Raw genomic sequence first — 26,148 nt, 5'->3', positions numbered from 1 at the left:
TTCCATAACCGGGATTACAATAACCGTGCCGACAGCACGGATATACCTGTTTTTCGAATGTTTATTCACAGTCATGAAGATCATGCTCAACGGACAGGAAAAGAGTTTCAAGACGCCGCTGACGGTTTCGGTGCTGTTGCAGGACATGGGACTTGGCGAACGGCGCGTGGCGGTTGAGGTCAACCGGGAAATCGTGCCGCGCAGCCAACATGAGGGTTTTCAGTTGCAGGACAATGACCGCGTTGAGGTGGTATTTGCAATCGGAGGCGGCGTATATGGCAGTAACCGCTGAAACAGTCCGTTCCAGAACGAGCGATCCGCTGGTGATCGCGGGCCGGACCTACACGTCGCGACTGCTGGTGGGTACCGGCAAGTACAAGGATCTCGAGGAAACCCGGCGCGCCGTGGAAGCGAGCGGTGCGCAGATCATCACCATCGCGGTGCGGCGCACCAATATCGGCCAGAATCCGAACGAGCCGAGTCTGCTCGATGTATTGCCGCCGTTGAAATATACCTATCTTCCGAATACCGCGGGTTGCTACAGCGCCGAAGACGCGGTGCGTACCTGCCGGCTCGCGCGTGAACTGCTCGACGGGCACGATCTTGTGAAGCTCGAGGTGCTGGGCAGTGAAAAAACCTTGTACCCGGATATTCCCCAGACCCTGGCCGCTGCCGAGACGCTGATCAAGGACGGTTTCAAAGTCATGGTGTACACCAATGACGATCCGATTGTGGCGCGGCGCTTTGCCGAGATGGGTTGTGTTGCGGTGATGCCGCTGGCGGCGCCGATCGGTTCGGGGCTGGGCATCCGCAATCCGTACAATATCCGTTTCATCGTCGAGGAGGCTACGGTGCCGGTCCTGGTGGACGCGGGTGTGGGCACGGCAAGCGATGCCGCCATTGCGATGGAGCTGGGTTGCGACGGCGTGCTCATGAACACCGCGATTGCCGCGGCGCAGAACCCGGTGCTCATGGCACAGGCGATGCGAAAGGCGATCGAAGCCGGGCGCGAGGCCTACCTCGCCGGGCGCATGCCGCGCAAGCAGTACGGTTCGCCATCCTCGCCGCTCGGCGGGACGTTTTTCTAAAAAGATTTCTCACCGCAAAGACGCGAAGTACGCAAAGAAAAAAGAATGGCGCTGCGCGCCAAAGAACCAAGGATTTTCTTATCTGATATTTTTGCCTTCGCGCCCTTTGTGTCTTTGCAGTGAACAGTCTTATGACCGAAGTTGTTAAACCGCACCGTTCCATCCGCAGTTTCGTGCGTCGCGAAGGACGCATCACGCCGGCGCAACAGCGTGCGCTTAAAGATTTGTGGCCGCGCTACGGTTTTGAGATGAGTGAAGCGCTGCTCGACTTCGCTGTTATTTTTGACCGCCACGCGCCGGTGATACTCGAGATCGGTTTTGGCAACGGCGATGCGCTGGTTGCCGAGGCAGCGGCGCATCCGGAACATAATTATATTGGTATTGAGGTACATCGCCCCGGTATCGGCAATCTGCTGCGCAAGATCGAGTCATCGGATTTAAACAACCTGCGGGTGATGCTCGCCGACGCCAAGGAAGTTCTGGTCGCGCAAATTCCGGAGGAATCGCTTTCCGGCGTGCGTCTTTTTTTCCCCGACCCCTGGCCGAAGCGGCGGCACCACAAGCGTCGCCTGGTACAGCCCGATTTTGCCGCGCTGGTGACGTGCAAGCTCGTAACGGGCGGCTATATCCATCTTGCCACTGATTGTAGGGATTACGCCGAACACATGGCGTCAGTCCTGTCGCGCACGCCGGGGTTGGTCGAGGTGAGCGGACGGGATCAATTCACGACGATGATTGCGTCACGGGGACAGACACGTTTTGAGCAGCGTGGACGCGAACTGGGTAACCAGATCTGGGATCTGGTGTTTCAGCGAGCAAGTTAGCGGAATTCGATCCCGGCGTGCTTACCGCCCGCGCTTGACGAGCTCCTCTTTTTCCTTGCGTGAGAGCAGTCGCAGCGAGCATTCGCGGATCAGCGCCTGGGATCGGCTGCCGCAGAGTTCCTGGTAGCGAAGAATGACCGGACGGCGGCTGCGGGTGTAGCGCGAGGCCGTACCGTCGTTGTGTTGATGCTGGCGGCGCTCGAGATTGTTGGTGGTGCCGGTGTAGAACGAGCCGTCGCGGCATTCCAGGATATAGACAAACCAGGGCGGTTCCGCAGCGGCAGCGCCATCCCGGGCAGGTTCGGGTCGGTCATCCATGAGGCGTGGCAATCAGTTTAGGTTGGCGACGATTTGCTTGAGTTCGGCGATGCGTCGATGCGCGTCGGGCGCATCGCCGGCGCCGGGTCGCAGCATGAGGTAGGATTGATAGTCCTCCAGCGCCGCGCGGAAGCATTCCAGGTGCTCGTAGATGCGGCCGCGATCGCGGATCTCGTCCGGTTGATCGGGCTGAATCAATAGAATCCGGTCGATGACAGTGAGTGCCTTTTCGTATCGCTCACGCCGCAAATACGCGCCTTTGAGGTTGCGCAGCATGCGCACCAGAATTTCTTTCTTGCCGGCCGCGGTGAGCAGACGCTCAAGCGGTGCGCTCGTACTGTCGGTCGATGCTCCGTAGGTTTCCTCGAGCATTTCCACCAGGTCTTCCTTACTCATCAGGCTGCCGCCGGAGAATGGGTCCAGCACCACCTCGCCTTCACGGGTGGAAAACTTGACCAGAAAATGTCCAGGGAAAGACACGCCCTTGAGCGGCAAGCCCAGGCGCCGGCCGACTTCCATGTAAATGATGGAGAGCGTGATCGGGATACCACGCTTGCGGTCAAGTACTTCGTTGAGAAAGCTGTTGCGCGGATCGTCGTAATCGTCGGTATCCCCGGAGAAGCCCTGTTCCACGAACAGGAACTGATTGAGGGTCACCAGGGTATCCTCGAGGCCGGCCTGCGCGGGCAGCCGCTGCTGCACGCTCGTGGCCAGTTCATCGATTTGCCGCAGGTAGGCGTCCACGTCCAGCCCGGGGTATTCATCCATGGCAATAAGCAGGGCTGCTTCCGCCAGGTTCATCTCCTGTTCGGAGGTTTTGGCGAGTTTGGCCAGACGTTCGTGCATTCGTGATTCCATTATCGGCCGTTCCGTGACGGCGTGATTGTTTTGACACTAATGCTAAGAGTAGCAGACACATGCAATAGTAAACGGCGCACTGGCCGGTGGTGAAACGCACAACCATTCATATAGTTGAATGTGTTTTCTGGAGTGAAACTGAAATAGCGGGGTGACGGAAACGTTTATCCGGGACGCGCCGGGACGATTGCAATTTCCGCGCTATTGTCTATCGAGGTTTCCGGCGCGGCGAACTGGCGATTGACGGTTACTCGTACCATGGGTTCCGTTAGCGCCGTTTCCCAGTTCCCCTCGCGTGTACGCAGCCAGGCGAGCAGCGCACGCACGTCAGTAACCGATGCGGGCAGGCTTACCTCCTCGGAGGAAGATCCGAGTTTGTCCACGAGATTAGCGAAGTAAAGAATTTTTGCCATGGAGATGTTTCAGGACCGCATCAGTTCAGCGTTTGTTGTGCCGCAATTTTGTCAGAATTTCCGCCAAATAGTGTCGCGATACGGCAATTTTTACCGGCAGTCCGCGGAATTTTTCAGCTTGAAACAAGGACCTGCGGTTTGGCACATAAAATGCACGCCTAATCAAGCAATTATAATCAAAAACTACCGGGACGGCGCCGAAATCTCTGACAAGACGGCGAATCCCGCGGCATGTTGTGGGGCACCTGGCGGCATTCAAGCGGCCGGGCGATTCGTTTTTCAATCAGGACAGGGAAGTTCCGAGGTAAGAATGAAGTGCACCCTGTTCTGATCATCGAGATGTCCGCGACGTTACAGCACGCCGTGCATCGGCTGCTGAAGGCGAGCGGGCATGCCGTCACCACGGCGAACACCTACGAAGAAGGCCTGGAGCAGCTGAAAGACCGGAATGCCGTGCGCCGGTACGCGGCGGTGATTTTCGGTCATTCTGTTGAACCCAACCGGCACGCCAACGAACTACTGATGCGCCTGCGTCTGCCGGATTGCCGCGATCTCCCCGTGCTCGTGCTGACACACGTCACCGATGCTTCCCTGCTCGACTGGACGACCCGACGCGCACGCACGGCGTTGCTGTTATGGGACGACCATGCCGATTGCGTCGATTGTCTGTCGAAGCTGCTGACTGCCTCCGCGAAGCGCGAGCAACTGGTATCCGATAAACAGCATATTCGTGTGCTGTTTGTAGATGACTCGCCCACGGTGCGGGCCTCATTCAAACGGCTGATGATGCAGCACGGTTATGAAGTCGACACGGCCGCGTCCGCCGCCGAGGCTATGGAGAAGGCGAAACAGCATCCGTACGATATTGCCATCGCCGATTACTCTCTGCCCGACAGGAAAGGTGACGACCTGTGCCGGCAATTGCGCGAGCATCCCCTGACGGCGGATATCACCATCGCCATTATCACCGGCAGTTATCGGGAGGAAGTGATTCGGGACTCGCTCGATGCTGGGGCCATGGAGTGCATGTTCAAGAACGAAGCCAGCGCCCTGTTTCTGGCGCGCCTTGCCGCCATGAGCCGGGCGGTGAGTGTGCGCAAGCGGATGGCGGCGGAACATCAGCGGCTGGCGGGCATCCTGGGTTCCGTGGGCGACGGGGTCTACGGCGTCAACCGCTCCGGGCAGGTTACTTTCATCAATCCCGCCGCACGCAACATTCTGGGCTATGGCGACCAAGACCATCTCATCGGTCGCTCGGCGCACAAGTTGTTTCATCACACACATGAAGACAGGACCGCCAATCCTCCGGAGGACTGTCTGCTGCAGCAGGCCTACAGTGCCGGTAATGAACTGCGCGCCTGGTCCACGGTGTTCTGGCACAAGTCCGGCATGCCGATCCCGGTGGAATGCACGGTGTATCCGATGCAGATCAAGGGGCAGCTCGAGGGTTCGGTAGTGGCGTTCCGCGATATCACCGAGCGACGCATCCTTGAGCGTGAGCTGCTGTGGCAAGCCAACCACGACCCGCTGACCAAGCTGTACAATCGCAGCTGTTTCGAGAAGCAGCTGGAAAGCGAGGTCAGCCGGTTGAAACGCAGCGAGGAGGTGAGCACGCTCGTCTATCTCGACCTCGACCGTTTTAAGTATATCAACGACACCGCCGGACACGCGGCCGGAGACCGGCTGCTCGTGGAGATCAGCCAGCAGCTGCAATCGCGCATACGCGATTGCGACATGCTTGCGCGCCTCGGTGGTGACGAGTTCGCCATCCTGATGCACAACGTGGACCGGGAAAGGATTTTTGCCACCGCGGAGAGCTTCCGCGAGATTCTCGACCAGTACACCTTCATGTACGGCAACCGCAACTACAAGGTCAATGGCAGCGTCGGGGTGGCGCTGATCGACAGGAACACACCCTCACCCGGTGATGCCCTGGCCAACGCCGACATCGCCTGTTACATCGCCAAGGGGAAGGGCCGAAACCAGACGCACCTGTACTGCGCGGAGAACGACCAGAAAGTAGCGATGAACCTCGAGCTCGGCTGGTCGGTGCGACTGCAGGAAGCCCTGCGTGACGACAACTTCGTCCTGCACTATCAGCCGATCCTGGCGCTTGCCGGTCTGGACAGGGGGGATGTCACGGACCAGACTGGCAATCTCTGGCGGCAGATGTCGCGGACTTCCCCGCATGCCGCGCCGCACTACGAAGTGCTGGTCCGGCTGGTGAACCCGCGCGGCGAGATCGTCTATCCGGGCGCGTTTTTGCCGACCGCGGAGCGGTTCGGTCTCATGCATCAGATCGACACCTGGGTGCTGACGCATGCCGTGAAAAAGCTTTCGGAACTGAACAAGCTCGGCGGCGGCGCGACCTTCACCATCAACATCTCCGGACATTCGCTGGACGCTGAAAACCTGGCACCGCTGTTGCGCAGCCTGCTCGAGAAGTATCAACTCGCGGCCGGTTCCCTGGTGTTCGAGATCACCGAGGCCAGCGCCATCGCCAACATCGACGCGGCCAAGAGATTGATCAATGAATTGCGCGGTTTCGGCTGCCGCTTCGCGCTCGACGATTTCGGCAGCGGATTCAGCTCCTTCTTCCACCTCAAGCACCTGCCGGTGGATTTCGTGAAGATCGACGGCCAGTTCGTGCAGGGCATGGGCACCAATCCCGCCGACCGCGCGATTGTCGCCTCGATCAACGATATCGCGCACTCTTTCGGCAAGCGCACCGTCGCTGAATTCGTCGAGAGCGCCGGCGTCTTGAAGATGTTGCAGGACTCCGGTGTTGATTACGTGCAGGGCTACTATATTTCACCGCCGTCGAGTGACTTGCCGACGATCGACCTGCGCCGTCCGGACGCCATCGGCCACGCCTGAAAACGCCTGGTTAGGGCGTGAAACAATCGAGATCGTTGGCGAACGCCACGGGCCCCATGTAGTGCTTTTTGATCGATTCCAGCGTTTCGGTTTCACGCCCCAGCGTGCGGCGCATGCGGTGCGACAGTACCAGCTGTTTTACGCCGGCATCATGGGCGATGCGACCGATGACTGACGGCGGCATATGCAGGCGGCGCTCGACGCCGCCGGCGCCCTCAGGCACCGCGTTGTGGGCAAGCAGAAGGTTGGCCTGCCGGGCGAGCTGTTGCAGATGATCGCCCTGGCCGTTCGTGTCACCACTGAAGACAATGCTTTTGCCACCGGCTTCGATGCGCCAGGCGAGCGCCGGTACCGATCCATGTTCCACGGCGGTGGCCGAGATCCGCAGACGGTCGTTGGAAAATACGGCCCAGATTTTTTCGCCCGTCTTGCGCGGCACGCGGATTTTATCGTGTAATTCGCCGACATCCTGGGGCTGCAGCTTGTAGGTGTTGCGGCTCATCGGGCTTAGGAAATCGCCCAAGTATCGGTAAGCGCCGCGCGTGCTGTCAAACAAGGTGCGTACAAACGCCACGGTTGAGGGCATGAACTTGTTGCCCGCGGGACCGTAGACCGGCAACGGCCTGGCGCGATCCTCGAAGAAAGACGCCTTGATCAGTGCCGGCAGGTCGGCGGTATGGTCGACATGCAGATGGGTGAGCAGGATCACGTCGAGATCGGAAACAGTGGCTCCGGATTCGCCGAAGCGCAGCGCCGCGCCGCCGCCGATGTCGACCAGCACGCGCGGTTTGCCGCCGATCCAGACGAGGTAGCTGCTCGAGGCGCGCTTGTCCGCCAGTTCCGGGCCGCCCGAGCCCAGCACCTGGACTGCGACCTCCACTGTGCCGCAATCGGCGACGGCGATGGCGGGCATCCACATGACGCTCAGCAGGACAATGACGAAGCGCGCGATCAAGCCGGCTCCATGCGCTGGATGTGGTCGAGGCGGATGGTTTGGGCTTCGCCCGATGCCGTGCGGCAGACGAGAAATTCTTCATGATTGACCGTTTTGAGATCGAGCGGCAATACCACCTGATCGTAGTGCACGTTGGCGTCGTGCCAGCGCAGGTGCAGTTTCTGCCGGTGCATAATGGCGGTCTCGTATTCCGAGTAGCGCGCGCAGGCGATGGGCGCGTATGGGTCTTGATCGCCGGGCTCAGTCATTGTCGCGTTGTGTCTCCAGGCCCGTCAGTTCGCCGTCCGCGCCGACCTCGATCCGGAACACGATCGGGCGGCAGCAGATATAGCAGTCCTCGATGTATTCCTGGCTGCCACCCGAGACATCGATTTCGGTCTCGAACGTCTCGCCGCAGTACGGGCATTGCACGCTTTGCTGATTGTTCACCGCACGAGTTTATCAGTGTTTGCCCGGCCCCCGGGCAGGTCCCCGCGCCCGCTTGCTTCGGGCCGGTGGAGGGCTTATGCTGGATGAGAACAAAATGAGAACATCTTATGACAGGACGAACGAAGTAGGGCTTCCTGTTATATGGCAAGACGAACGAGCACAAGCGAGTAGGGCTTTCTTTATGACGACCGACCGTTCCCGCCAGGTGTATGACTTCGTCCGCGCCTACACCGCGCGCCACGGCTATGCGCCCAAGCTGCGGGAGATCGCCGAGCATCTCGGCATCGCCTCGCGCGGCGTCGTGCACCGCCACCTGCGCGCGCTGGAGGATGAAGGGCTCATCCATATCGAGCCGGACCGCGCGCGCGGTATCCGTCTGTCCAAGGGCCGGACGGCCGTGATGCGGCCGTTGACGCTGCCCCTGCTCGGGCGCATTGCCGCCGGACGGCCGATCGAGGCCATTCCTGGCGAAGATGAAATCGATCTGTCCGAATTCTTCGTCAACCGCGACCGCTTCGTGTTGCGGGTGCAGGGCGATTCCATGATCGAGGACGGCATTCTCGACGGCGACATGGTGATCGTGGAAAAGCGCGAGACGGCGGAAAACGGCGAAATCGTCGTGGCGCTCATCGACGGTATCGAAGCCACGCTCAAGCGCCTGCAGAAGAACCGCGACGGCAGCGTGACCCTGCGACCGGCGAACGGCCAGATGCCGCCCATGCGTTACCCCGCGGCACGTGTGCGCATTCAAGGAATCGTAGTAGGTCAGTTTCGCTCTTACCGATGAACCATGGTTCCGTTTACCTGTTACTGGCCGCGGGCCATCCTTCACATCGACATGAATGCCTTCTTCGCGTCGGTCGAGCAGCGCGATTTTCCGGAACTGCGTGGCAAACCCATCGGCGTCACCAACGGCGAGGTCGGCACCACGTTGATTACCTGTTCGCATGAAGCGCGTGCCTGGGGCGTGAAAACCGGCATGCGCGTGTACGACGCGCGTCGGCTGTGCCCCGGCCTGATCCAGCGTCCGGCACGGCCGAAGGTTTATGCCGGGATTTCCACGCGCATCATGCACGCGCTCCAGGACATCAGCCCCGACGTGGAAGTGTTCAGCGTGGACGAGGCGTTCATCGACGTCACGCACTGTCAGCGCCTGCACGGCAGCCCCGAGCATATCGCGTATCTCACGCGACAACGTGTCCACGAGATCAGCGGCGGACTGCCCTGTTCCATCGGCGTGGCCGGAACCAAATCCACCGCCAAGATCGCCTCGGACATGAAGAAGCCCAACGGCCTGACCATGATTCCGCCGTGGGAGGCGCGTGAGCGTCTGGCCGAAGTCCCGATGAAAAAAGTATGTGGTCTCGGCCCGAACATCGCCGAATTTCTGTCGTTGTACGGCGCGCGCACCTGCGGCGACGTTGCGCGCCTGCCCATGACCGTGCTCGCGCGTCGTTACGGCGTGACCGGAAAATATCTGTGGCTGGCGTGTCAGGGGAAGGATACGGAGCCGGTGGCACCCGATGTCGCGCCACCCCAGTCTGTCGGCCACGGCAAGGTATTGCCGCCGCACACGGCCTCGGCGCGCGTCATCGAGATCTACCTGCGGCACATGTGCGAGAAAGTGGCCGCGCGCCTGCGTCGCTACGACATGCAGGCGGGCCGGTTGTATCTCGGCCTGCGGCTCGAGGCGCCGGGTGAGGATATTGCGCAACTATTTACCCTGCCGTACGGGCCACCCGATGGCCGGCACCTGTTCGAACTGACGCAGAAATTTCTCAGGCACCGCTGGCACGGCGCGGCCGTGACCCACGTCCAGGTGACGGCGCTGCATCTGCGTTCCACTTCCGGCCAACTCGAGCTTTTTTCCGACGCCGATACGCGCGCACTCAACCGTTTCAGCACCATCGACCGCATCAACGCGCGTTACGGCGAGTTCACCGTCGCCCCGGCCACTTTGCTCGAACGTTCCACCATGCCTAACGTCATCGCCCCCGCCTGGCGCCCGGATGGACACCGGCAGCACATCCCGGAATAAGTCCGCGAAGGGCCGCGGTGCCGTATCGAATCCCGAGGGCCGGTTCGAGCGGCTGAACCGTGATCCGTACGACGATGGTTGGACGACAGAAGAGGAGATCGCGCCGCTCCGGACCACGGTGCGTATCGAGCAGTGCCGCACGATCATCGCGCACAACGATTCGCCCGATATTCCCTTCGACCAGTCCATCAATCCCTATCGAGGCTGTGAACATGGCTGTGTCTACTGCTACGCCCGCCCCAGCCATGCCTACCTCGGGCTCTCGCCCGGGCTCGATTTTGAGGCCAAGTTGTTCGCCAAAACCAACGCCGCGGAACGGCTGCGCGCCGAGTTGGCCAGGCCCGGTTATGAGTGCCAAACCCTGGCGCTCGGCACCAATACCGATCCCTATCAGCCAATCGAACGGCGTTACCGCATCATGCGCCAGATCGTCGAAGTGTTGTCCGAATGCGAGCACCCGCTGTCCATCGTCACCAAGTCGGCGCTGATCGAGCGCGATCTTGACCTGCTGGCACCGATGGCGCACAAAGGTCTGGTGCATGCCTTCGTCTCCATCACCACGCTCGACCGGACGCTGGCACGCCGTCTGGAGCCGCGCGCCGCCGCGCCCGCGCGGCGGCTCGAAACCCTGCAGCGGCTGGCTGCGGCTGGAATCCCGGTCGGAGTGATGGTCGCGCCAGTCATACCGGCACTGAACGATAAAGACATCGAAAATATTCTGGAGCAGGCGCGCGCCGCCGGCGCCCTTTGGGCGGGGTATGTATTATTGCGCCTGCCGCACGAGGTCAAGGATTTGTTCCGCGAATGGCTGGCTCGGTATGAGCCGCTCAGGGCGGAACACGTCATGAGTCTGGTACGGGGAGCACGCGGCGGGCGTGACAACGATCCCCGCTTCGGCGCGCGCATGCGTGGCACGGGTGTTGTCGCCGATCTCATCGAAAATCGTTTTGCCGTGGCCTGTCGGCGTCTCGGCTTCAATCAAGATGAGTGTTCACTGGACCATGCGCGTTTTCGTCCACCCGCGAACAGCCCCCAGCTTGCGTTATTCTGACGTCAAAAAAGAGCCGGCATTTTGCCGGCTCTTTTTTTTGAAGCAGGAGCTATTATTTCTTGATATAGAAACGGTACACGCCGCGTGAATCTTCGGTCATGGCGAGCAGTTTGTGGCCCGTGGTCTTGATCCAGGTATTGACCTCGAGCGGCGCTGCCCGGCAGTCGCTGATCAGCTTGATATTCTGGCCGGCACGGATTTGGACCAGGGTCTTGCTCGCTTCCAGTACCGGCGTGGGGCAATGACTTCCAACAACGTCCACCGACCTTTCCACCGGCCAGAGGTCGCCTTTCAGAATAAAGAAGCCGAAGCCCTTGGGACGTGTCCGGTCGATGAACAGGAGCTGGTTGTTCGTCTGTTTTGCCCAGACGTGGAGATCGTTTTCAATGCCCGGGTAATCGCTAATGAGCAGGAGAACTTGTCCTTCCTCCACGGTGCGCAGTGCCCGGCGCAGCGACGGCAAGGGTCCGGGGGAGGCCAGCCCGTTCAGATCGAGCGTGGCCTGCGGCTTGATGTCGGGCATGGCGTGGATATTGGTGTTCGCGGTCATGGCTTTTTCCTCTGTAATGTCCTTGGAGACTTTCCCTGGTCGTTCATATCTGCAAGGTGCATGCCAGGGCCGTGAAAGCGTTTTTTTGAGGCATTTCCAGGGTTTCCTCGTACCGGGTCGGCAGGCTAATGGGACTTACGATGCCATTGGAGCGGACAGGACTGACAAAAATGGCCGTGTATACGGTTATTGCGATGACCAGGCTTCCGCACTGGCATGGAACTTGAAGCATCTGTACGCATAACAAGCCAACGGGGTGCCTGCATGAATCCGACTGTTCTCCTATTGGACGACAGCAAGGAGAATCTGGAAATACTGCAACGGATGCTCAAGGGATTGCCGGGGATGGAAACCATCGCCACGCTGTGTTTCAGCGCGGGTGAACAAGCGCTGGCCTGGTGCCGCGCCAACGAACCTGACATTTGCGTGGTGGATTACAACATGCCGGGCATGGACGGCATCGAGTTCCTCATGGAAGTTCGCAAGCTGCCCCGATTCAAGGGTATCCCCATGATCATGGTCACCGGTTCCAGCGAAAGCGACATCCGGCAACGCGCGTTGGCGAACGGGGCCAATGATTTTCTGACACGGCCGGTCGATCCGGAGGAGTTCCGCGCGCGCCTCGGCAATCTGCTGACGCTGCGCATGAGCCTCATCAGCCCGCTCGACCGGGTGGAGCGATTGGCGCACGACGTGGAACTTCTGGCGCGTCAGGCGCTCGAGCGCGAGCACGAACAGATCATCTACAAGCTCTCCCAGATCAGCACCTCGCGTGACGAGGAGACGGGCAACCACATGCATCGCGTGGCGCACATCTCGCGCCTGATCGCGCAGGAACTTGGCCACGACGCCCAGTTTTGCGACATGATTTACCTGGCGGCGCCCATGCACGACATCGGCAAGGTCGGGATACCTGACAAGGTCCTGCTCAAGCCCGGCAAGCTCACTCCCGAGGAATGGGAGGTCATGAAGACGCATACCACCATCGGTTACGATGTGCTCAAGGATTCGAGCTCATCGCTGCTGCGCATGGGCGCGGACATTGCCCACTCGCATCACGAGAAATACAACGGTCAGGGTTACCCTCTGGGACTGACGGGCGAGAAAATTCCGGTGGTGGGGCGGATCGTCGCCGTGGCGGACGAACTGGATGCCTTGCTATCCGTGCGTCCGTACAAGCAGGCGTGGAATTTCAAGGATGCCCTGGAACATCTGCGTCACGAGCGCGGCCGGCATTTCGATCCCGATTGCATCGACGTCATGCTGCGGCACATCGACACCATTCTGGACATCCAGAAGAAATTTGCCGACGAGCCCGCCGTGCCTGTTTCCGACATGCACCCGCTTCGCCGCGGGGCGGCCTAGAACTACCTTCGAAAGGCCTAATGTGCCGGTGCAGGCAAAGCACCCGCCGCCGGTTCCGGCTTGTCGTATTTTTGCCTGTACCACATTAGCCCCAGGCGTTCGCGCAGCGCGCTGCTGCTCAGCTGCAGGCCATGGGCGGAAGGGAAATATCCCAGCGTTTTGCGTTCTGCCTTGTTGAGAGTGGTGAATCCCATGGGTGCGGGAATGGTGTCGACGCCGAGGTTCTCGAATACCCATACCGCGCGCGGCATGTGTGCGGCATGGGTGACGAGATAGACGCGGTGTATTCCGGCCGCCACCAGGAGCGCTTTGGAATATTTGGCGTTTTCATAGGTGTTGGCCGATTTGTCTTCGACCCATCTGGTTTCCACCTGGAAATCGCGTGCCAGCGCTGTCTGCATGAGTACCGCTTCCGCGACATGTTCGCCGTAGGGTACGCCGCCGCTCACCAGAATCGGCAGCCCAGTGAGGCGGTGCAAGTGCGCGCCATAGCGCAGGCGCTCCAGCGTATGCCGGTTCACGCTGTCACCTTCGCCAAATTCCACGGCATCGGTGTAACGGCCGCCCCCCAGAATGACGATAGCCCCCGGCGGCGGTCCGGCGTCGGCGGCAGTGGTGAGCCGCAACGGCGGGAACCGCGTCTCGATACCTCGCATCAGCTCGTAGCCAGTGAGTGGCAGGCTCAGTATCAGCAGCGCCGTCAGGCTTAGCGCAACAATCAGGCTCCCCGCGAGCATCCAGCGTATCTGGATGAGAAATCCCAGCAGCGCCAAGACAATAATCACACCCGGAGGCAGTAGTAACAGCGCCTGGATTTTGGGGGCAATTTCTACCATGAACGACAAGACGCACGACGCTGGGTTACGTTTATCAATAACAAGTCGAAGGCAGCGAGGTTTCGGTCATGAATGACCGGACGAGCGATGCGGAGTAGGGCTTCATTTTCGTTCGTCAGGGGGAAAGACCGGCAGCCTGCTGTTCGGCGTGATAGGAAGATCGCACCATGGGACCGCTCGCGACATTGCGGAAACCCATTTCCCGGGCGGCGCGCGCGAACTGTTCGAATTCCTCCGGCGTCACGAAGCGCAGCACCGGCAGGTGGTGCCGGCTCGGCTGCAGGTACTGGCCGATGGTGAGCAGTTCGCAGCCGTGCGCGCGCAGGTCGCGCATGACTTCCGTGATTTCCTCGTTCGTTTCCCCGAGCCCGACCATCAGGCCGGACTTGGTCGGGACGCCGGGATGACGCTCGTTGAAGCTCCGCAGCAGTTTCAGTGAATGTTGATAATCGGCGCCCGGGCGCGCGGCCTGGTACAGGCGCGGCACGGTTTCGAGATTGTGATTGAAAATGTCGGGCAGTGCTTCGCCCAGTATTTCAAGCGCCGCGTCCAGGCGTCCACGAAAATCCGGCACCAGGATTTCCACCGAGGTGGCGGGCGTGTGCCGGCGCACCGCGCCGATGCAGGCCGTGAAATGCGCCGCGCCACCGTCGCGCAGGTCGTCGCGATCCACCGAGGTGATCACCACGAATTTCAGCTTCATGGCGGCAATGGCGCGCGCGAGATTTTCCGGCTCGTCGGCGTCGAGCGGCAACGGCCGGCCGTGCGCGACGTCACAGAACGGGCAGCGGCGCGTGCACAGCCGGCCCATGATCATGAACGTGGCGGTGCCGTGGCTGAAACACTCGCCGAGATTCGGGCACGAGGCCTCTTCGCATACCGTGTGCAGCGCATGCGCGCGCAGCAGATTTTTCAGCCGCCCGACTTCCGGGTGCGTCGGACTTTTCGCGCGAATCCACGACGGCTTGCGCGTTGGTGTCTGTTCGACGACCTTGATGGGTATGCGCGCCACCTTGGCCGCGCCCTTCTGGTCGATGGCGGCGGTCATGCGGGGTTTGTCGTCATTCATGTTGTTCAAAAATGTAGTCCTGCTTCGCTCGTCTGGTCAGAAATGTAGCCCTACTTCGCTTCGCTCCGTTCGGCTTGTCATTCTACTAGACCGGGGAGACGGCTTTCTGATGGGGTAATGAAGCCAGTATAACCCAGCTCGCTGAGCAGCTGCTCAAGCCAGTCCTGCCCGGCCAGGGCCATGTCCCGGCGGATGCCAAGGTCTATCAGACGTGTGACCGGCTGTGCCGGATAGCCACAGGGATCGATATAGGAGAAAGGCGTCAGGTCCAGGCCCAGGTTGAGCGCGATGCCGTGATAGCTCGCGCCCCGACGCACGCGCAAGCCCAGCGAGGCGATTTTGGCTCCGGCGACGTATACGCCGGGCGCTCCCGCGCGCCGCGCGGCCTGGATCTGCGAGGCTGCCAGCAGATTGATGACCGACTGTTCCATCGCGTTGACGAGACGTTTCGCGCCCCAGCCGCGGCGGCGCAGATCCATGAGGATGTAGGCCACGAGCTGACCCGGCCCGTGATAGGTCATGTCGCCGCCACGATCGCTGTAAACCACGGGAATGCCGTGTATGTGCGTGCGCGCGCCCCCGCGTCCCTTGAGCCCCATGGTGAAGACCGGTGGGTGTTCGAGCAGCCAGATTTCATCCGGCGTTTCCGGCGTGCGCGCATCGGTGAAATCCTGCATGCCGCGAAACGCCGTGGAATAATCCACGCGCCCGGGCCAGCGCAGCACCACTTCATCGCCCGGCGTGGTATCGGGCACCGGAGGCATCACTCCACCTTGCCCTGGATAAAGGCCTGTTTGTATTCCTTGTACAGGGCGAACATCCGCGCGTGCATCGATCCCGGTTTGCCCGTGCCCACCGGACGACCGTCAATGCGCGTGATCGGCAGGATCTCCTTGGTCGAGCTCGTCAGCCATACTTCGTCGGCGGAGGACAGCGTTTCAATTTTCACCGGCAGCTCATCGCAGGGGACGCCCTTGGTGCGCGCGATCTCGACCACCAGATCGCGCGTGATCCCCGGCAGAATGAAAGGCCCCTTCGGCGGCGTGATGAGACGGCCGTTTTTGACGACAAAAATGTTGCTGGCCGCGCCTTCCGTGACCACACCGTCGCGCACCAGGATGGCCTCGACCGCGCCCTGCTCGATGGCCTGTTGGCGCAGCAGCGCGTTGGCCAGCAGCGCGATGGCCTTGATATCGCAGCGCTGCCAGCGGATATCCGTGGTCGTGACTGCCGTCACGCCCTGCGTCAGCTGTTCCGCCGGTGGATATTTGAGCGGCTGGGCGTATGCAAAAACCGTGGGGACGGGATACGGCGGGAACGCATGATCGCGCGGCGCCACCCCGCGGGTGATTTGCAGGTAGATCGACTGATCGCTGGTTCCATGCTCCGCCATCAAGCGTGTGAAAATGGTTTTCCATTCCTCGGTTGTGTGTGGATTGCGCAGGCGGATGGCGGCCAGGCTCGCATCCAGTCGCGCGAGATGATGCGGCAGGCGGAACAGACGTCCGCCGAAAACCGGGATGACCTCGTAGACGCCATCGCCGAAAATAAAACCGCGATCGAAAACGGATACCCTGGCCTGTTCGGGCGGGAGAAATTTCCCGTCGAGATACACCTGTGAAATGGTTGGCATCATAAAAAAATAAGCAATGGAAAACCGGCAGAATCCCTGCAGCTATCCTCGTGTTGTATTCAAACCGTTACTGTAACCAGAGTTGAATCTTGTCGATAGTACGCTGAAACAGATTGCCTTCCCCGACCTGCTTGAGCGCCACCAAGGGAAATTCCGCGAGCGGCTCCCGGTCAAGATCGAGCGCAATCGTACCCACGGCCTGACCTCGCTGGACGGGGGCGTTCAGCGACTCCCTGACTGTCACTCGTGCGTGCAGTTTTTCATGCCAGCCGCGAGGAAGCGTCAGGTACAGATTCCGGCCCACACCGAGCGGGATCGTGGACTGATCGCCCATCCATATCCGCGGACGGACGGCGGGGATATCCGCCGCATAAAGCAGGCGCGTCTCGAAACGGCGGAATCCGTGTTCAAGCAGGCGTTGCCCGTCTTCCACGCGCGCATTTTCATCCTGGGCGCCGAGCACCACGGCGATGAGACGCATGCCGTCGCGGTGCGCCGAAGCAATGAGACAGAAACCCGCGGAATGCGACTGCCCGGTTTTCACGCCATCGACGGTTAGATCCCGCCACAGCAGCGCGTTGTGATTATACTGGGTAATCCTGCCGTCGCTGAATTCCTTCAGCGAAAACCAGCGGTAATATTCCGGAAATTCCCGGATCAACGCCGCCGCCAGCCGCGCGAGATCGCGTGCCGTGGCGGCGTGACCTTTTTCATCATGACCCGTGGCATTCATGAAAACGGTATGGTCGAGGCCGATCCTGTGTGCCACGGCATTCATTTCGGCCACGAAATTGATTTCGCTGCCCGCCACCCGTTCCGCCAGGGCGATGGCAGCGTCGTTGGCGGAAAGCACGATGAGCCCCTTGAGCAGGTCCTCGGCGCGGACACTGGATCCCGGTCGCAGGAACAGGCGCGCGCCTTTGGCGTTCCAGGCCTGCTGGCTGATGTCGATACGGTCATCGAGTTTCAGGTTTCCGGATTTCAGTTTCCCGAACAGCACGTAGGCAGTCATCAGCTTGGTGAGACTCGCGGGCGGGAGCGATTTGTCGGCGTTGTGTTCCGCCAACACCTGTCCGCTGTCGTGATCCATGAGCACCCAGGCGGGAGCAGCGATATACGGTGGTGGAACCTCGGGTGGCGCCGCCGCAAGCGCTTGGCTGTCGAGCAGCGCGGCGAACAGCAGGCCGGAAAATATTCGCAGCGGTATTCGGCGGAGCGATCCCCGGGTCACGATCACTCGACCACGATCCGGGCATCGGGCACGCCGAGTTGCGCTGCGCGCTCCGTCAGCCGGTCACCTTCCTCCACATTGGTCAGCGGCCCGACACGCACGCGGTAGACGCGCGTGGCTTCCGGCCCGTTCCCCTTGGCCGCCTGTGACGGCTGGATGGAAATCGGACGCAGTGCCTCGCGTTCGAGACGGTTGCGCAGATTGGCGGCGTTGTCCCACTGCGTGAACGCCCCTACCTGAAGATACAGTTTCGGACTCGTCGCGTTCGCCGGCGCCGAAGAAGGCAACTCCTCGGCAGCCACGGCAGGCGCGATGACTTGAAGCGGGTAAGTCTTGGCCTGCGCCACCTGTGTCGCCGGCTCATCCGGGCTGACGGCCTCGACTTCCACCACGCCGGTGCCGGTGCCGAGAATGCCGAGCCGGGCGGCTGCGGCATAGGACAGATCGATCAAGCGGTTGTGCAGGAACGGTCCGCGGTCGTTGACGCGAACGACAACGGACCGGCCGTTCTGCAGGTTGCGCACCCGCACGTACGAGGGCAGGGGCAGGGTCTTGTGTGCCGCCGTCATGGCGTACATGTCGTAAGGCTCGCCGCTCGAGGTGCGCTTGCTGTGAAATTTCTTGCCGTACCAGGAGGCGATGCCGCGCTCGCGGTAACCGCGGGAGTCCGTCAGGGGCAAATAGGTCACGCCGTAGACCACGTACGATTTATTGCCCGTGGCGGAACGGGGTTCGGTTTTGGGCACCGCGTCCGGAATATTGGCGACGTCCGCGGGCGGGTTGGTCTCGGGACCATCGTCCTCAAAATAGCCGCCGCTGCGCGACAGTGTGCCGCATGCGGACAACAACGCGAGCAGCGGCGCGAACCAGATCCAGCGCGGCATCATGGCAACGGCTTTGGCTCCATGTGTTGGCGTATCCTTTCTCCCAGCTCGTACACAGCCATGGCGTAACGTTTGTTGTGATTATAGCGTGTGATGACGTAGAAGTTGTTATACCCGAGACGGTAGAAAGGTCCGTACTCGCCTTCGAGCGAGATCAGCGCGGCGCGCCTCTCGGCGTTCTCGTGCCGGCGCGGGAAGATCCCGTAGCTGGCGAGCTGACGCAGCGGCAGCGTCGGCTTGATCCCGAATTTCTCGACCCAGAAATAACGCGTGCCTTCCAGGTTCGCTTCGTCGGCCACGGGCGCGCCGGCCTCCCAGCCATGCTGCTTGAGATAAAGCGCGACGCTGCCGATGGCGTCCTCGGGGTCGTCGAGGATGTCGCGAGTGCCGTTGGCGTCGAAGTCCACCGCGAACCGGCGGTAGTTGCTGGGCATGAACTGCGGCAAACCCATGGCCCCGGCGTAGGAGCCCTTGATGCCGCAGGCGTCGACGTCGAGCTCGCGCGCGAGCAGCAGGAACTCGGTCAGCTCGCGGCGGAAGAATGCCGCGCGCGCCGGATATTCGAGCGTCAGCGTGGTGAGTGCGTCGAGAATGGGGATATTTCCCTTGTTGCGTCCGAACTGGGTTTCCACGCCAATGATGGCCACGACGGTTTCCGGGGGCACGCCGTATTCCTCGCCTGCCCGCGCCAGTGCCGCCGCGTGTTTCTTCCAGAACTGGGCTCCGCGCTGCACGTTTTCCTCGGTCAGAAAGATTTTGCTGTATTCGTACCACGGCAGCAATTCCTTGGGACGCTCCATGGCCTCGATGATCTCGGGCCGTATCCGCGCGCAGCGGAACGTCTTGCGCAGTTTTTGCGGCGCGTAACCGTACTGCTCGGCCATTTCATCGATCAGGCTTTGCAGCGCCGGGTACTTGTCGACATTGAGGGCGTGGGCGCGCGGAATGACCGCGACCAGCAGGCCGGCGAGCAAGAACGCTCCCAGGTTGATAAAACGTGTGGACATTATTCCGCGATCTTGCGGTGGGTATGGATGCTCATGAGAATGCCGAACGCGGCCATGACCGTCACGATCGACGTTCCGCCATAACTCATCATCGGCAGCGGTATACCCACGATCGGCAAGATGCCGGTGACCATGCCCATGTTCACGAAGAAATAGAGGAAGAACGTCAGGCTCAGACTGCCGGCAAGCAGGCGCGTGTAGCTGTCCTTCGCCAGATACGCGATCAGCATTCCGCGCGCCACGATGAACACGTAGATTGCCACCAGCAGCAGGCTGCCGATGAGCCCGAATTCCTCCGCGAAAACGGCGAAGATGAAGTCGGTGGACGACTCCGGCAGGTAATCGAGATGCGCCTGCGACGAATTGAGCCAGCCCTTGCCGTAGATGCCACCCGAGCCCACCGCGATCATGGACTGGATGGTGTGATAGCCGGTGCCGAGCGGGTCGGCCTCCGGATCGAACAGGGTGAAAATGCGTTGCCGCTGGTAATCGTGCAGATGATTCCAGGCGAACGGCGCGGCCACGGCGACAATGGCGAGCAGGGTCAGGATCACGCGCCACTGCATGCCACTGAGGAACAGCACGAAGACGCCGGCGCCGAACACGAGCAGCGCGGTGCCGAGGTCCGGTTGCTTGATGATCATTAACGCCGGGACCGCCATCATGAGAAACGCGATGCCGAGCCGCGGCAGGCTGGGAGGGAGATTTTTTCGCGCCAGATACCAGGCGAGCATCATCGGTACCGAGATTTTCATGATCTCGGCCGGCTGGAACCGCAGAAATCCGAGACTCAGCCAGCGCTGCGCGCCCTTGCCGATCACGCCCAGCGCCAGCACGGCAATGAGCAGCAGCATGCCGGCGATGAAGATGTACGGCGACCAGCGTTCGTAAAACTCCGGGCGTATCTGCGCCACTACGAGCAACACGGTAAAGCCGAGGAGCAGCCGCAACAGGTGCCCCAGGGTGGCGTCCATGTCCCGGGCGCTCGCGCTGTACACCACGAACAGACTGATGGTGGCCAGGGCGAGCAGCGCATAGAGCAGGGTCTTATCGAGATGGAGTCGTTCCAGATTCATGTCAGTGACTATTTAACCGCAGATTAAATTATACGTCCCGGTTTATTCATCGTTCTCCGTCGCTGGCTTCGCTTCGAGCGGAGGCGCGGAGGTTTTGCCGAGAAGCAGATAATCCATGACCTTGCGCGCGATCGGCGCGGCGGTGGAACTGCCGTGGCCGCCGTTTTCCACGATCACCGACACCGCCACTTTCGGATCGCCGACCGGTGCGAAGGAGACGAACAGGGCGTGGTCGCGGTAACGCTCGGGCGTGGCCTTTTCGCTGTACGACTGGCCCTGGGCGACGCTTTTCACTTGCGCGGTGCCGGTTTTGCCGGCGATTTTATAGGGCGAGTTATAGCCGATGCCATAAGCGGTTCCGCGGTTGGTGTGCACCACGTCGGTCAGGTTCTGGATCTGGATCTCGAGGTTGTGCCGGTCCTTGAGCGGTATCTGCGCCGTGACCACGGGTTCGGTTTCGCGCCGGGCCTGGGTCTTTGCGTCCACGATGGCGCGCACCAGTTGCGGCTTCATGCGCACGCCCTGGTTCGCCAGCCCCGACATGGCGTCGGCGAGCTGAAGCGGTGTCACCAGGATCGAACCCTGGCCGATGCCGGTGATCACGGTCTCGCCCGGATACCACGTCTGTTTACGCGCCGCCTTCCATTCCGGCGAGGGCAGGATGCCCTCGGATTCGTTGAACAGATCGACGCCGGTCTTCTTGCCGAAGCCGAACGGCGCCAGGAATTTCTTCATGCCGTCGATATTCATGGCCACCGCCAGCTTGTAGAAATAGACGTCGCAGGACTGCACCACGGCATCGTGCAGGTTCACCGCGCCGTGACCGCCCTTTTTCCAGTCACGGAACTGGTGCGAGCTTCCCGGCAGCGTGAACCAGCCGGGACAGACCACCGGCCTGTCGGGGTCGAATCCGTCCTGCTCCAGCGCCGCCAGCCCGAGAAAGGCCTTGATGGTCGAGCCCGGCGCATACTGGCCGTTGAGCGCGCGGTTGATCAGCGGCTTGTCCGGATCGTCGAGCAGGCCCTGGTAGGAATCCGGGTCGATGCCCTGTACGAAGGGATTGGGGTCGTAGGTCGGCATGCTGACAAACGCGAGAATGGCGCCGGTCGCGGGTTCCATGGCGATGATGGCGCCGCGCCGCTTGCCCAGCGTCTGCTCGGCCAGGGCCTGGAGCTTGGCATCGATGCTCAGGTAGAGGTTCTTGCCGGCCACCGGCGCAATGCGCTCGAGGATGCGCAGCGAACGTCCGTGTGCGTTGGTCTCGACCTTCTCGAACCCGACCTGGCCGAGCAGGGTTTTTTCGTAGCTCGCCTCGAGTCCCAGTTTTCCGATGTACTCCATGCCGCGATAGGCCGCCTTGTCGATCTGCTCCTGTTCCTGCTCGTTGATGCGTCCGACGTAACCGAGAAAATGCACCCCGAGGCCCGCGAGCGGGTAGTGTCGCCGCAGACGTGCTTCGAGTTCCACGCCGCTGAAATACGTCCGCTTGACCGCGAGCCGCGCCGCTTCCTCCTCGGTGAGGTGCGAACGCAGCACGAGATTTTCGAATCGCGGACGTTCGCGCAACTGCTTGCGAAAATTCTTGAGGTCTGCTTCGTTCAGATTCACGATCTGGCCCAGTTCCTCGAGCAGCGTGTTCATGTCGTCGACCTGCTCGGGGATGATCTCCAGCGTGTACACCGGATAGTTCTGCGCCAGAATTACCCCGTTGCGATCAAGGATCAGTCCACGCGGAGGCTGGATCGGAATCGGCTTGATGCGGTTGGCCTGCGAAAGTGTTTCGTAGTGGCGATGCGCGAACACCTGCAGGTAGGCCAGACGCAGGATCAGCGCGAAGATCAGCGTGACGACGATGACGCCGATTATCGACAGCCGCGCGTTATACAGCCGGGTTTCCCGGAAGTGATCCTTGATCAGGATGTTGAGCATGAAGCTCCAGGAACCTCTAACGAATTGTCTGGGATACTAGGTGATGCTACCGCGTCGCCGCAGATCGCGCAGGATCACGAACAGCCACGGCCACAGCAGGGCACCGACGATGCTCGGCGTCCAGTAGATGAATGTCTCCGGCGCCTGGCCGATCGCGCCACGTATCCACAATACCAGCAGCTGGTTGGCGATAAGCAGGCCGAATATCGATACCGCCTGCTGCCAGCGCGGGAACATGCGCAGCTGCAGGTGCAGGCGGACGGTCAGGAACGCCACCAGCGTTTTGCCGAGGGCATTGCTGCCGAGCAGCGAGCCATAGAGCACGTCCTGGATAAAACCGAGCAGCCAGCCGGTACCGACCGAAAAGCGTTCCGGCATGGCGAGGCACCAGTAGATGAGTACCAGCCCCACCCAGTCGGGCCGGAACGGTTCGGCCCACGTGGGAAACGGCATGATCGCCAGTATCACGGCCACGGCGCACGTGACGAACAGTGTGAGCCGGCGGTGCGCGTCCAGGCCCAGTCTCATTTGGCGTTGCCTCCGCTCTTGGGCGGCGCGCCGCGCCAGATGAGCATCACCTGTTTGCCGTGATTGAGTTGCGCCGCTGGCTTGGCGGTGATGGCGAGAAAAGCTTCGTTCGGATCGTTGACGATCTTGATCACCTGCGCCACGGGATAACCTGGCGGGAAGGTGCCACCCATGCCGGAGCTGACCAGCAGATCGCCTTCCTTGATGTCGGAGGCGGAGGTGAGGTAGGGGACCTTCAGGGCATCCGGATCGCCGGTGCCGAAAACCAGCATGCGCAGACCGCTGCGGTTGTCGAGCACGGGAATCGCATGACCGGCGTCCGTGATCAGCGTTACGCGGCTGACCTCACTGGCGACCTGCGTGACCTGCCCCATGATACCGTGCGCGTCGATGACCGACTGCCCGACGTACACGCCATCGCGGCTGCCCTTGGCTACCACGATCTTGCGCGTGAACGGTTCGGAGCTGACCTCGACCAGTTCCGCCGCGAGCGCCTTGTCGGCCACCTGCGCGGCGCTGCCGAGCATGCGCCGCAGGCGGGCGTTTTCCTCTTCCAGCGCATCGAACTGTTGCACCTTGGCGTTCAACACCTGCCGTTCGGCGAGCAGTTTTTCATTGTCCTGGCGCAGGGTGCCACGGGTAGTGAAAAAATCGCTGATGCTCCCGCCCACGTAGGCCGGGACGGCGGCGATCAGCAGGACGGGGTAGGCCAGCACGTTCAGACCGGCGCGGATTTTTTCCAGGTGATGTCCGCGGTGATCGAGAATCATCAGCGCCACCGACAGGGCAGACAACAGGATCAACCGGGTGAGATGGGAAGGTGCCCGGAGAGGCCAGCCGAAGACGTTTATCATAAATCACACGCGCCGCGGGGGCGCACAGGGATGTGCCAGTGTCGCGTGAGACAGGATGTCGAGAGCGACCTAATACGTCCTTCGGTCCGTAAGCGGTGCTTTCGCCCTTCGCTTTCCTGCTTCGGGCGAAAGTCCAGGGCGCACATGCGTGTGCGCCCGTTCGCGGCTTCGCCGCTCACCCATGCACCACTACTCGTACACAAAAACATCGCCCAGCGTTTCAGCCTCCATGAGCGCCCGCCCGCAGCCGCGCACCACGCAGGTGAGGGGATCTTCGGTGATGATGATCGGCAGCCCGGTCTGCTCCGCGAGCATGCGGTCGATGTCGCGCAGCAGCGCGCCGCCGCCCGAGACCACGAGTCCCTTTTCGGCGATGTCGGCGCCGAGCTCCGGCGGTGTTTGTTCGAGTGCGATCTTGATGGCGCCGATGATGCCGGCAAGACATTCCGACAGCGCCGCGTGGATTTCCTGGCTGTTCAGCAATTGTGCGCGCGGCACGCCGTCCGCGATGTGCCGGCCCTTGACCTCCACTTGCCTGACCTCGCTGCCTTCCCACGCCGTACCGATTTCCTTTTTCACGTTTTCCGCGCTGGCCTCGCCGATCAGCAAGCCGTATTTGCGGCGGACGTAGTTCACGATGGCTTCATCCATCTTGTCGCCGGCGACGCGCAGCGAATGCGAGTACACGATGCCGCCGAGCGAGATCACGCCGACTTCGCTGGTGCCGCCGCCGATGTCGAGCACCATCGAGCCGGTCGCCTCCATGATCGGGAGATCGGCGCCGATCGCGGCGGCCATCGGTTCTTCAATCAGAAACACCTCGCGTGCGCCGGTGCTCATCGCGGCCTCGCGGATCGCGCGCCGCTCCACCTGCGTCGAGCCGCAGGGCACGCAGATCACGATGCGCGGGCTCGGCTGGAACAAACGATTCTCGTGCACCTTGCGGATGAAATACTTGAGCATCTCGCCGGTGACGGTGAAGTCGGCGATGACGCCTTCCTTCATCGGCCGTATTGCCTGGATCGATCCCGGCGTGCGGCCGAGCATCTTCTTGGCCTCGACACCGACGGCCAGGATGGAACGATTGTTGCGGCTGGCATAATCCTGACGTATGGCGACGACCGAAGGCTCGTTCAGCACGATGCCCTTGTCGCGCACAAAAATCAGAGTGTTGGCAGTGCCCAGATCGATGGCGATATCGCTGGAGAAGAAACCACGAAAGCTTTTGAACATGAAAGAATTCTATCCTTGAAGGCGTCCTATTGACCCGGCGCGATTGTACTTGAATACAGGCAAACCGTCACAGACACCTTGTGGTTTTGGTGATGGCTTAAGAAGTGCCGGGTCAATAAAAAAATCATATGACTTTTCGATTATTGAGGCGGCAAGACGACTTCGCTTCAAGGCCTGAACAGCCCCGACCGATCGGGCACATTCAAGCTCTTGCGTACCGCCTCAATAATCTCGCTAACTGTATCAACCGCAGTCGGGCGGTTCAACCGGCGGGATGAATGTGGTAATTTGCGACTCCATTCCATCCCTTGAATGAAACCGCATGTCTTTAGACCGTGAACAGGTACGCAGGATTGCGCATCTTGCGCGACTGCACATCACCGAGCAAGAGGCCGATGCCTACGCCGAGACGCTGTCCCGCATCCTCGGTCTGATCGAACAGATGAACGCCGTGGATACCTCGGGCGTCGAGCCCATGGCCCATCCCAACGACGCGGGTCTGCGGTTGCGCGAGGATGCGGTGGCGGAAACCAACCAGCGCGAAAAATTCCAGAAAATCGCGCCGGCCGTCGAAGCTGGACTGTATCTCGTTCCTAAGGTTATAGAGTAGTTTCCTCCGCCCGGGCGTTCAAGAAAAAACCAGCCATGTTTGAAAAAACCGTCGCCGAACTCTCCGCCGCCCTGCGCCGCAAGGAAATCTCCAGCGTTGAACTGACCCGGAGCTTGCTCGAGCGGATTGGCAAGTACCGCGAGCTGAATGCCTTTATTACCGTGCAGCCGGAGCGTTCCCTGACTCAGGCCAAGGCGGCCGATGAACGGATCGCCCGAGGCGAGGCCGGCGCCCTGACCGGCATCCCCATCGCCCAGAAGGACATCTTCTGCGCCGACGGCTGGCTGACCACCTGCGGTTCGAAGATTTTGTCGAATTTCATCGCCCCCTACGACGCCACGACCATCGATAAATTCAACCAGGCCGGGGCGGTTTGCCTTGGCAAGACCAATATGGATGAATTCGCCATGGGGTCATCGAACGAGACTTCCTATTATGGTGTCGTGAAGAACCCGTGGAATACCGCCATGGTTCCCGGCGGCAGCTCTGGCG

General features: G+C 61.1%; 29 protein-coding genes. 10 read left to right on the top strand and 19 right to left on the bottom strand.

The window, feature by feature from the left end; translation table 11 throughout:
• The first annotated feature begins 73 nt into the window (after positions 1-73).
• The 3 genes from thiS (at position 74) to trmB (ending at position 1,912) form a co-directional block, all read left to right on the top strand.
• Positions 74-292, top strand: a complete 219-nt coding sequence (gene thiS, locus WB402_RS00665; RefSeq protein WP_424204759.1) for a sulfur carrier protein ThiS — start codon at positions 74-76, stop codon at positions 290-292.
• Positions 276-1,088 carry a thiazole synthase gene (locus WB402_RS00660; RefSeq protein ID WP_424204757.1) on the top strand — a complete coding sequence of 271 codons (813 nt, stop codon included), beginning with the start codon at positions 276-278 and terminating at the stop codon, positions 1,086-1,088. Before thiS ends, WB402_RS00660 begins: the two co-directional genes overlap by 17 nt.
• Positions 1,089-1,219: 131 nt before the next feature.
• Positions 1,220-1,912, top strand: a complete 693-nt coding sequence (trmB, locus tag WB402_RS00655) for a tRNA (guanosine(46)-N7)-methyltransferase TrmB (protein WP_424204755.1) — start codon at positions 1,220-1,222, stop codon at positions 1,910-1,912.
• 21 nt (positions 1,913-1,933) lie between these two features.
• Here trmB and WB402_RS00650 read toward each other — a convergent pair whose 3' ends face one another.
• From WB402_RS00650 to WB402_RS00640, 3 genes are all read right to left on the bottom strand, one after another.
• Positions 1,934-2,230, bottom strand: a complete 297-nt coding sequence (locus WB402_RS00650; RefSeq protein WP_424204753.1) for a GIY-YIG nuclease family protein — start codon at positions 2,228-2,230, stop codon at positions 1,934-1,936.
• Between the two features lie 12 nt (positions 2,231-2,242).
• Positions 2,243-3,076 carry a SirB1 family protein gene (locus tag WB402_RS00645; protein WP_424204751.1) on the bottom strand — a complete coding sequence of 278 codons (834 nt, stop codon included), beginning with the start codon at positions 3,074-3,076 and terminating at the stop codon, positions 2,243-2,245.
• A 176-nt stretch (positions 3,077-3,252) separates the two neighbouring features.
• Positions 3,253-3,501: a MoaD/ThiS family protein gene (locus WB402_RS00640; RefSeq protein WP_424204749.1), complete on the bottom strand. Its 249-nt coding sequence runs from the start codon at positions 3,499-3,501 to the stop codon at positions 3,253-3,255.
• A 315-nt stretch (positions 3,502-3,816) separates the two neighbouring features.
• Here WB402_RS00640 and WB402_RS00635 point away from each other — a divergent pair, with 315 nt between their 5' ends.
• Positions 3,817-6,378: an EAL domain-containing protein gene (locus WB402_RS00635; protein ID WP_424204748.1), complete on the top strand. Its 2,562-nt coding sequence runs from the start codon at positions 3,817-3,819 to the stop codon at positions 6,376-6,378.
• Positions 6,379-6,388: 10 nt separating this feature from the next.
• Here WB402_RS00635 and WB402_RS00630 read toward each other — a convergent pair whose 3' ends face one another.
• The 3 genes from WB402_RS00630 to WB402_RS00620 are packed head-to-tail and all read right to left on the bottom strand — an operon-like array spanning position 6,389 to position 7,762.
• Positions 6,389-7,333 (bottom strand): MBL fold metallo-hydrolase, encoded by a 945-nt coding sequence (locus tag WB402_RS00630; RefSeq protein ID WP_424204746.1) that lies wholly within the window; start codon positions 7,331-7,333, stop codon positions 6,389-6,391.
• Entirely contained in the window at positions 7,330-7,581 is a 252-nt protein-coding gene (locus WB402_RS00625; protein ID WP_424204744.1) for a Rho-binding antiterminator, read from the bottom strand. The genes WB402_RS00630 and WB402_RS00625 overlap by 4 nt, the downstream gene beginning before the upstream one ends.
• Positions 7,574-7,762, bottom strand: coding sequence for a CPXCG motif-containing cysteine-rich protein (locus WB402_RS00620; RefSeq protein ID WP_424204742.1), 189 nt, complete (start codon positions 7,760-7,762; stop codon positions 7,574-7,576). The genes WB402_RS00625 and WB402_RS00620 overlap by 8 nt, the downstream gene beginning before the upstream one ends.
• Before the next feature lie 181 nt (positions 7,763-7,943).
• Between WB402_RS00620 and lexA the strand changes: the two genes are divergently transcribed.
• Genes lexA through WB402_RS00605 form a run of 3 tightly spaced genes read left to right on the top strand, consistent with a single transcriptional unit; the run spans position 7,944 to position 10,851 of the window.
• Entirely contained in the window at positions 7,944-8,549 is a 606-nt protein-coding gene (lexA, locus tag WB402_RS00615) for a transcriptional repressor LexA (RefSeq protein WP_424204740.1), read from the top strand.
• A gap of 3 nt (positions 8,550-8,552) precedes the next feature.
• Entirely contained in the window at positions 8,553-9,800 is a 1,248-nt protein-coding gene (locus tag WB402_RS00610) for a DNA polymerase Y family protein (RefSeq protein ID WP_424204738.1), read from the top strand.
• Positions 9,772-10,851, top strand: coding sequence for a PA0069 family radical SAM protein (locus tag WB402_RS00605; protein ID WP_424204736.1), 1,080 nt, complete (start codon positions 9,772-9,774; stop codon positions 10,849-10,851). The genes WB402_RS00610 and WB402_RS00605 overlap by 29 nt, the downstream gene beginning before the upstream one ends.
• A gap of 52 nt (positions 10,852-10,903) precedes the next feature.
• Here WB402_RS00605 and WB402_RS00600 read toward each other — a convergent pair whose 3' ends face one another.
• Positions 10,904-11,401, bottom strand: coding sequence for a sulfurtransferase TusA family protein (locus WB402_RS00600; RefSeq protein ID WP_424204734.1), 498 nt, complete (start codon positions 11,399-11,401; stop codon positions 10,904-10,906).
• Between the two features lie 264 nt (positions 11,402-11,665).
• On the opposite strand from WB402_RS00600, the gene WB402_RS00595 reads away from it, so the two are divergent.
• Entirely contained in the window at positions 11,666-12,766 is a 1,101-nt protein-coding gene (locus WB402_RS00595; RefSeq protein ID WP_424204732.1) for an HD domain-containing phosphohydrolase, read from the top strand.
• Positions 12,767-12,783: 17 nt separating this feature from the next.
• Here WB402_RS00595 and WB402_RS00590 read toward each other — a convergent pair whose 3' ends face one another.
• From WB402_RS00590 to WB402_RS00535, 12 genes are all read right to left on the bottom strand, one after another.
• Positions 12,784-13,602, bottom strand: coding sequence for a YdcF family protein (locus WB402_RS00590; RefSeq protein ID WP_424204730.1), 819 nt, complete (start codon positions 13,600-13,602; stop codon positions 12,784-12,786).
• Positions 13,603-13,717: 115 nt separating this feature from the next.
• Positions 13,718-14,650, bottom strand: coding sequence for a lipoyl synthase (gene lipA / locus WB402_RS00585; protein ID WP_424204796.1), 933 nt, complete (start codon positions 14,648-14,650; stop codon positions 13,718-13,720).
• A 98-nt stretch (positions 14,651-14,748) separates the two neighbouring features.
• Entirely contained in the window at positions 14,749-15,435 is a 687-nt protein-coding gene (gene lipB / locus WB402_RS00580; protein ID WP_424204728.1) for a lipoyl(octanoyl) transferase LipB, read from the bottom strand.
• Positions 15,435-16,307, bottom strand: a complete 873-nt coding sequence (locus WB402_RS00575) for a D-amino acid aminotransferase (protein WP_424204726.1) — start codon at positions 16,305-16,307, stop codon at positions 15,435-15,437. Before WB402_RS00575 ends, lipB begins: the two co-directional genes overlap by 1 nt.
• A gap of 64 nt (positions 16,308-16,371) precedes the next feature.
• Positions 16,372-17,535, bottom strand: a complete 1,164-nt coding sequence (locus tag WB402_RS00570; protein ID WP_424204724.1) for a D-alanyl-D-alanine carboxypeptidase family protein — start codon at positions 17,533-17,535, stop codon at positions 16,372-16,374.
• A gap of 2 nt (positions 17,536-17,537) precedes the next feature.
• Positions 17,538-18,422, bottom strand: coding sequence for a septal ring lytic transglycosylase RlpA family protein (locus WB402_RS00565; protein ID WP_424204722.1), 885 nt, complete (start codon positions 18,420-18,422; stop codon positions 17,538-17,540).
• Positions 18,419-19,426 (bottom strand): lytic murein transglycosylase B, encoded by a 1,008-nt coding sequence (mltB, locus tag WB402_RS00560; RefSeq protein ID WP_424204720.1) that lies wholly within the window; start codon positions 19,424-19,426, stop codon positions 18,419-18,421. The genes WB402_RS00565 and mltB overlap by 4 nt, the downstream gene beginning before the upstream one ends.
• Positions 19,426-20,502 carry a rod shape-determining protein RodA gene (gene rodA / locus WB402_RS00555; RefSeq protein ID WP_424204718.1) on the bottom strand — a complete coding sequence of 359 codons (1,077 nt, stop codon included), beginning with the start codon at positions 20,500-20,502 and terminating at the stop codon, positions 19,426-19,428. The genes mltB and rodA overlap by 1 nt, the downstream gene beginning before the upstream one ends.
• A gap of 42 nt (positions 20,503-20,544) precedes the next feature.
• Positions 20,545-22,431: a penicillin-binding protein 2 gene (mrdA, locus tag WB402_RS00550; RefSeq protein WP_424204716.1), complete on the bottom strand. Its 1,887-nt coding sequence runs from the start codon at positions 22,429-22,431 to the stop codon at positions 20,545-20,547.
• A 36-nt stretch (positions 22,432-22,467) separates the two neighbouring features.
• Positions 22,468-22,959 carry a rod shape-determining protein MreD gene (mreD, locus tag WB402_RS00545; protein WP_424204714.1) on the bottom strand — a complete coding sequence of 164 codons (492 nt, stop codon included), beginning with the start codon at positions 22,957-22,959 and terminating at the stop codon, positions 22,468-22,470.
• Positions 22,956-23,813, bottom strand: coding sequence for a rod shape-determining protein MreC (gene mreC / locus WB402_RS00540; RefSeq protein ID WP_424204713.1), 858 nt, complete (start codon positions 23,811-23,813; stop codon positions 22,956-22,958). The genes mreD and mreC overlap by 4 nt, the downstream gene beginning before the upstream one ends.
• A 189-nt stretch (positions 23,814-24,002) precedes the next feature.
• Entirely contained in the window at positions 24,003-25,046 is a 1,044-nt protein-coding gene (locus WB402_RS00535; RefSeq protein WP_424204711.1) for a rod shape-determining protein, read from the bottom strand.
• Positions 25,047-25,368: 322 nt separating this feature from the next.
• Between WB402_RS00535 and gatC the strand changes: the two genes are divergently transcribed.
• Both gatC and WB402_RS00525 read left to right on the top strand, forming a co-directional pair.
• The gene (gatC, locus tag WB402_RS00530; protein WP_424204709.1) at positions 25,369-25,656 is read left to right on the top strand and encodes an Asp-tRNA(Asn)/Glu-tRNA(Gln) amidotransferase subunit GatC; all 288 of its coding nucleotides are present in this window, start codon (positions 25,369-25,371) and stop codon (positions 25,654-25,656) included.
• A 35-nt stretch (positions 25,657-25,691) separates the two neighbouring features.
• Positions 25,692-26,148 (top strand): amidase (locus WB402_RS00525; RefSeq protein WP_424204707.1); only part of this gene is annotated, 457 nt, incomplete at its 3' end.

The sequence above is a fragment of the Sulfuricaulis sp. genome (assembly GCF_049587675.1).
Lineage (GTDB): Bacteria > Pseudomonadota > Gammaproteobacteria > Acidiferrobacterales > Sulfurifustaceae > Sulfuricaulis.
This window is presented reverse-complemented; position numbering and strand designations above follow the sequence as displayed.

Coding starts and splice junctions, on each gene's coding strand:
- thiS (WP_424204759.1), top strand. CDS start 74: ATGAAGATCATGCTCAACGGACAGGAAAAGAGTTTCAAGACGCCGCTG.
- WB402_RS00660 (WP_424204757.1), top strand. CDS start 276: ATGGCAGTAACCGCTGAAACAGTCCGTTCCAGAACGAGCGATCCGCTG.
- trmB (WP_424204755.1), top strand. CDS start 1,220: ATGACCGAAGTTGTTAAACCGCACCGTTCCATCCGCAGTTTCGTGCGT.
- WB402_RS00650 (WP_424204753.1), bottom strand. CDS start 2,230: ATGGATGACCGACCCGAACCTGCCCGGGATGGCGCTGCCGCTGCGGAA.
- WB402_RS00645 (WP_424204751.1), bottom strand. CDS start 3,076: ATGCACGAACGTCTGGCCAAACTCGCCAAAACCTCCGAACAGGAGATG.
- WB402_RS00640 (WP_424204749.1), bottom strand. CDS start 3,501: ATGGCAAAAATTCTTTACTTCGCTAATCTCGTGGACAAACTCGGATCT.
- WB402_RS00625 (WP_424204744.1), bottom strand. CDS start 7,581: ATGACTGAGCCCGGCGATCAAGACCCATACGCGCCCATCGCCTGCGCG.
- lexA (WP_424204740.1), top strand. CDS start 7,944: ATGACGACCGACCGTTCCCGCCAGGTGTATGACTTCGTCCGCGCCTAC.
- WB402_RS00610 (WP_424204738.1), top strand. CDS start 8,553: ATGGTTCCGTTTACCTGTTACTGGCCGCGGGCCATCCTTCACATCGAC.
- WB402_RS00605 (WP_424204736.1), top strand. CDS start 9,772: ATGGACACCGGCAGCACATCCCGGAATAAGTCCGCGAAGGGCCGCGGT.
- WB402_RS00600 (WP_424204734.1), bottom strand. CDS start 11,401: ATGACCGCGAACACCAATATCCACGCCATGCCCGACATCAAGCCGCAG.
- WB402_RS00595 (WP_424204732.1), top strand. CDS start 11,666: ATGAATCCGACTGTTCTCCTATTGGACGACAGCAAGGAGAATCTGGAA.
- WB402_RS00590 (WP_424204730.1), bottom strand. CDS start 13,602: ATGGTAGAAATTGCCCCCAAAATCCAGGCGCTGTTACTACTGCCTCCG.
- lipA (WP_424204796.1), bottom strand. CDS start 14,650: ATGACCGCCGCCATCGACCAGAAGGGCGCGGCCAAGGTGGCGCGCATA.
- lipB (WP_424204728.1), bottom strand. CDS start 15,435: ATGCCTCCGGTGCCCGATACCACGCCGGGCGATGAAGTGGTGCTGCGC.
- WB402_RS00575 (WP_424204726.1), bottom strand. CDS start 16,307: ATGATGCCAACCATTTCACAGGTGTATCTCGACGGGAAATTTCTCCCG.
- WB402_RS00565 (WP_424204722.1), bottom strand. CDS start 18,422: ATGATGCCGCGCTGGATCTGGTTCGCGCCGCTGCTCGCGTTGTTGTCC.
- mltB (WP_424204720.1), bottom strand. CDS start 19,426: ATGTCCACACGTTTTATCAACCTGGGAGCGTTCTTGCTCGCCGGCCTG.
- rodA (WP_424204718.1), bottom strand. CDS start 20,502: ATGAATCTGGAACGACTCCATCTCGATAAGACCCTGCTCTATGCGCTG.
- mrdA (WP_424204716.1), bottom strand. CDS start 22,431: ATGCTCAACATCCTGATCAAGGATCACTTCCGGGAAACCCGGCTGTAT.
- mreD (WP_424204714.1), bottom strand. CDS start 22,959: ATGAGACTGGGCCTGGACGCGCACCGCCGGCTCACACTGTTCGTCACG.
- mreC (WP_424204713.1), bottom strand. CDS start 23,813: ATGATAAACGTCTTCGGCTGGCCTCTCCGGGCACCTTCCCATCTCACC.
- WB402_RS00535 (WP_424204711.1), bottom strand. CDS start 25,046: ATGTTCAAAAGCTTTCGTGGTTTCTTCTCCAGCGATATCGCCATCGAT.
- gatC (WP_424204709.1), top strand. CDS start 25,369: ATGTCTTTAGACCGTGAACAGGTACGCAGGATTGCGCATCTTGCGCGA.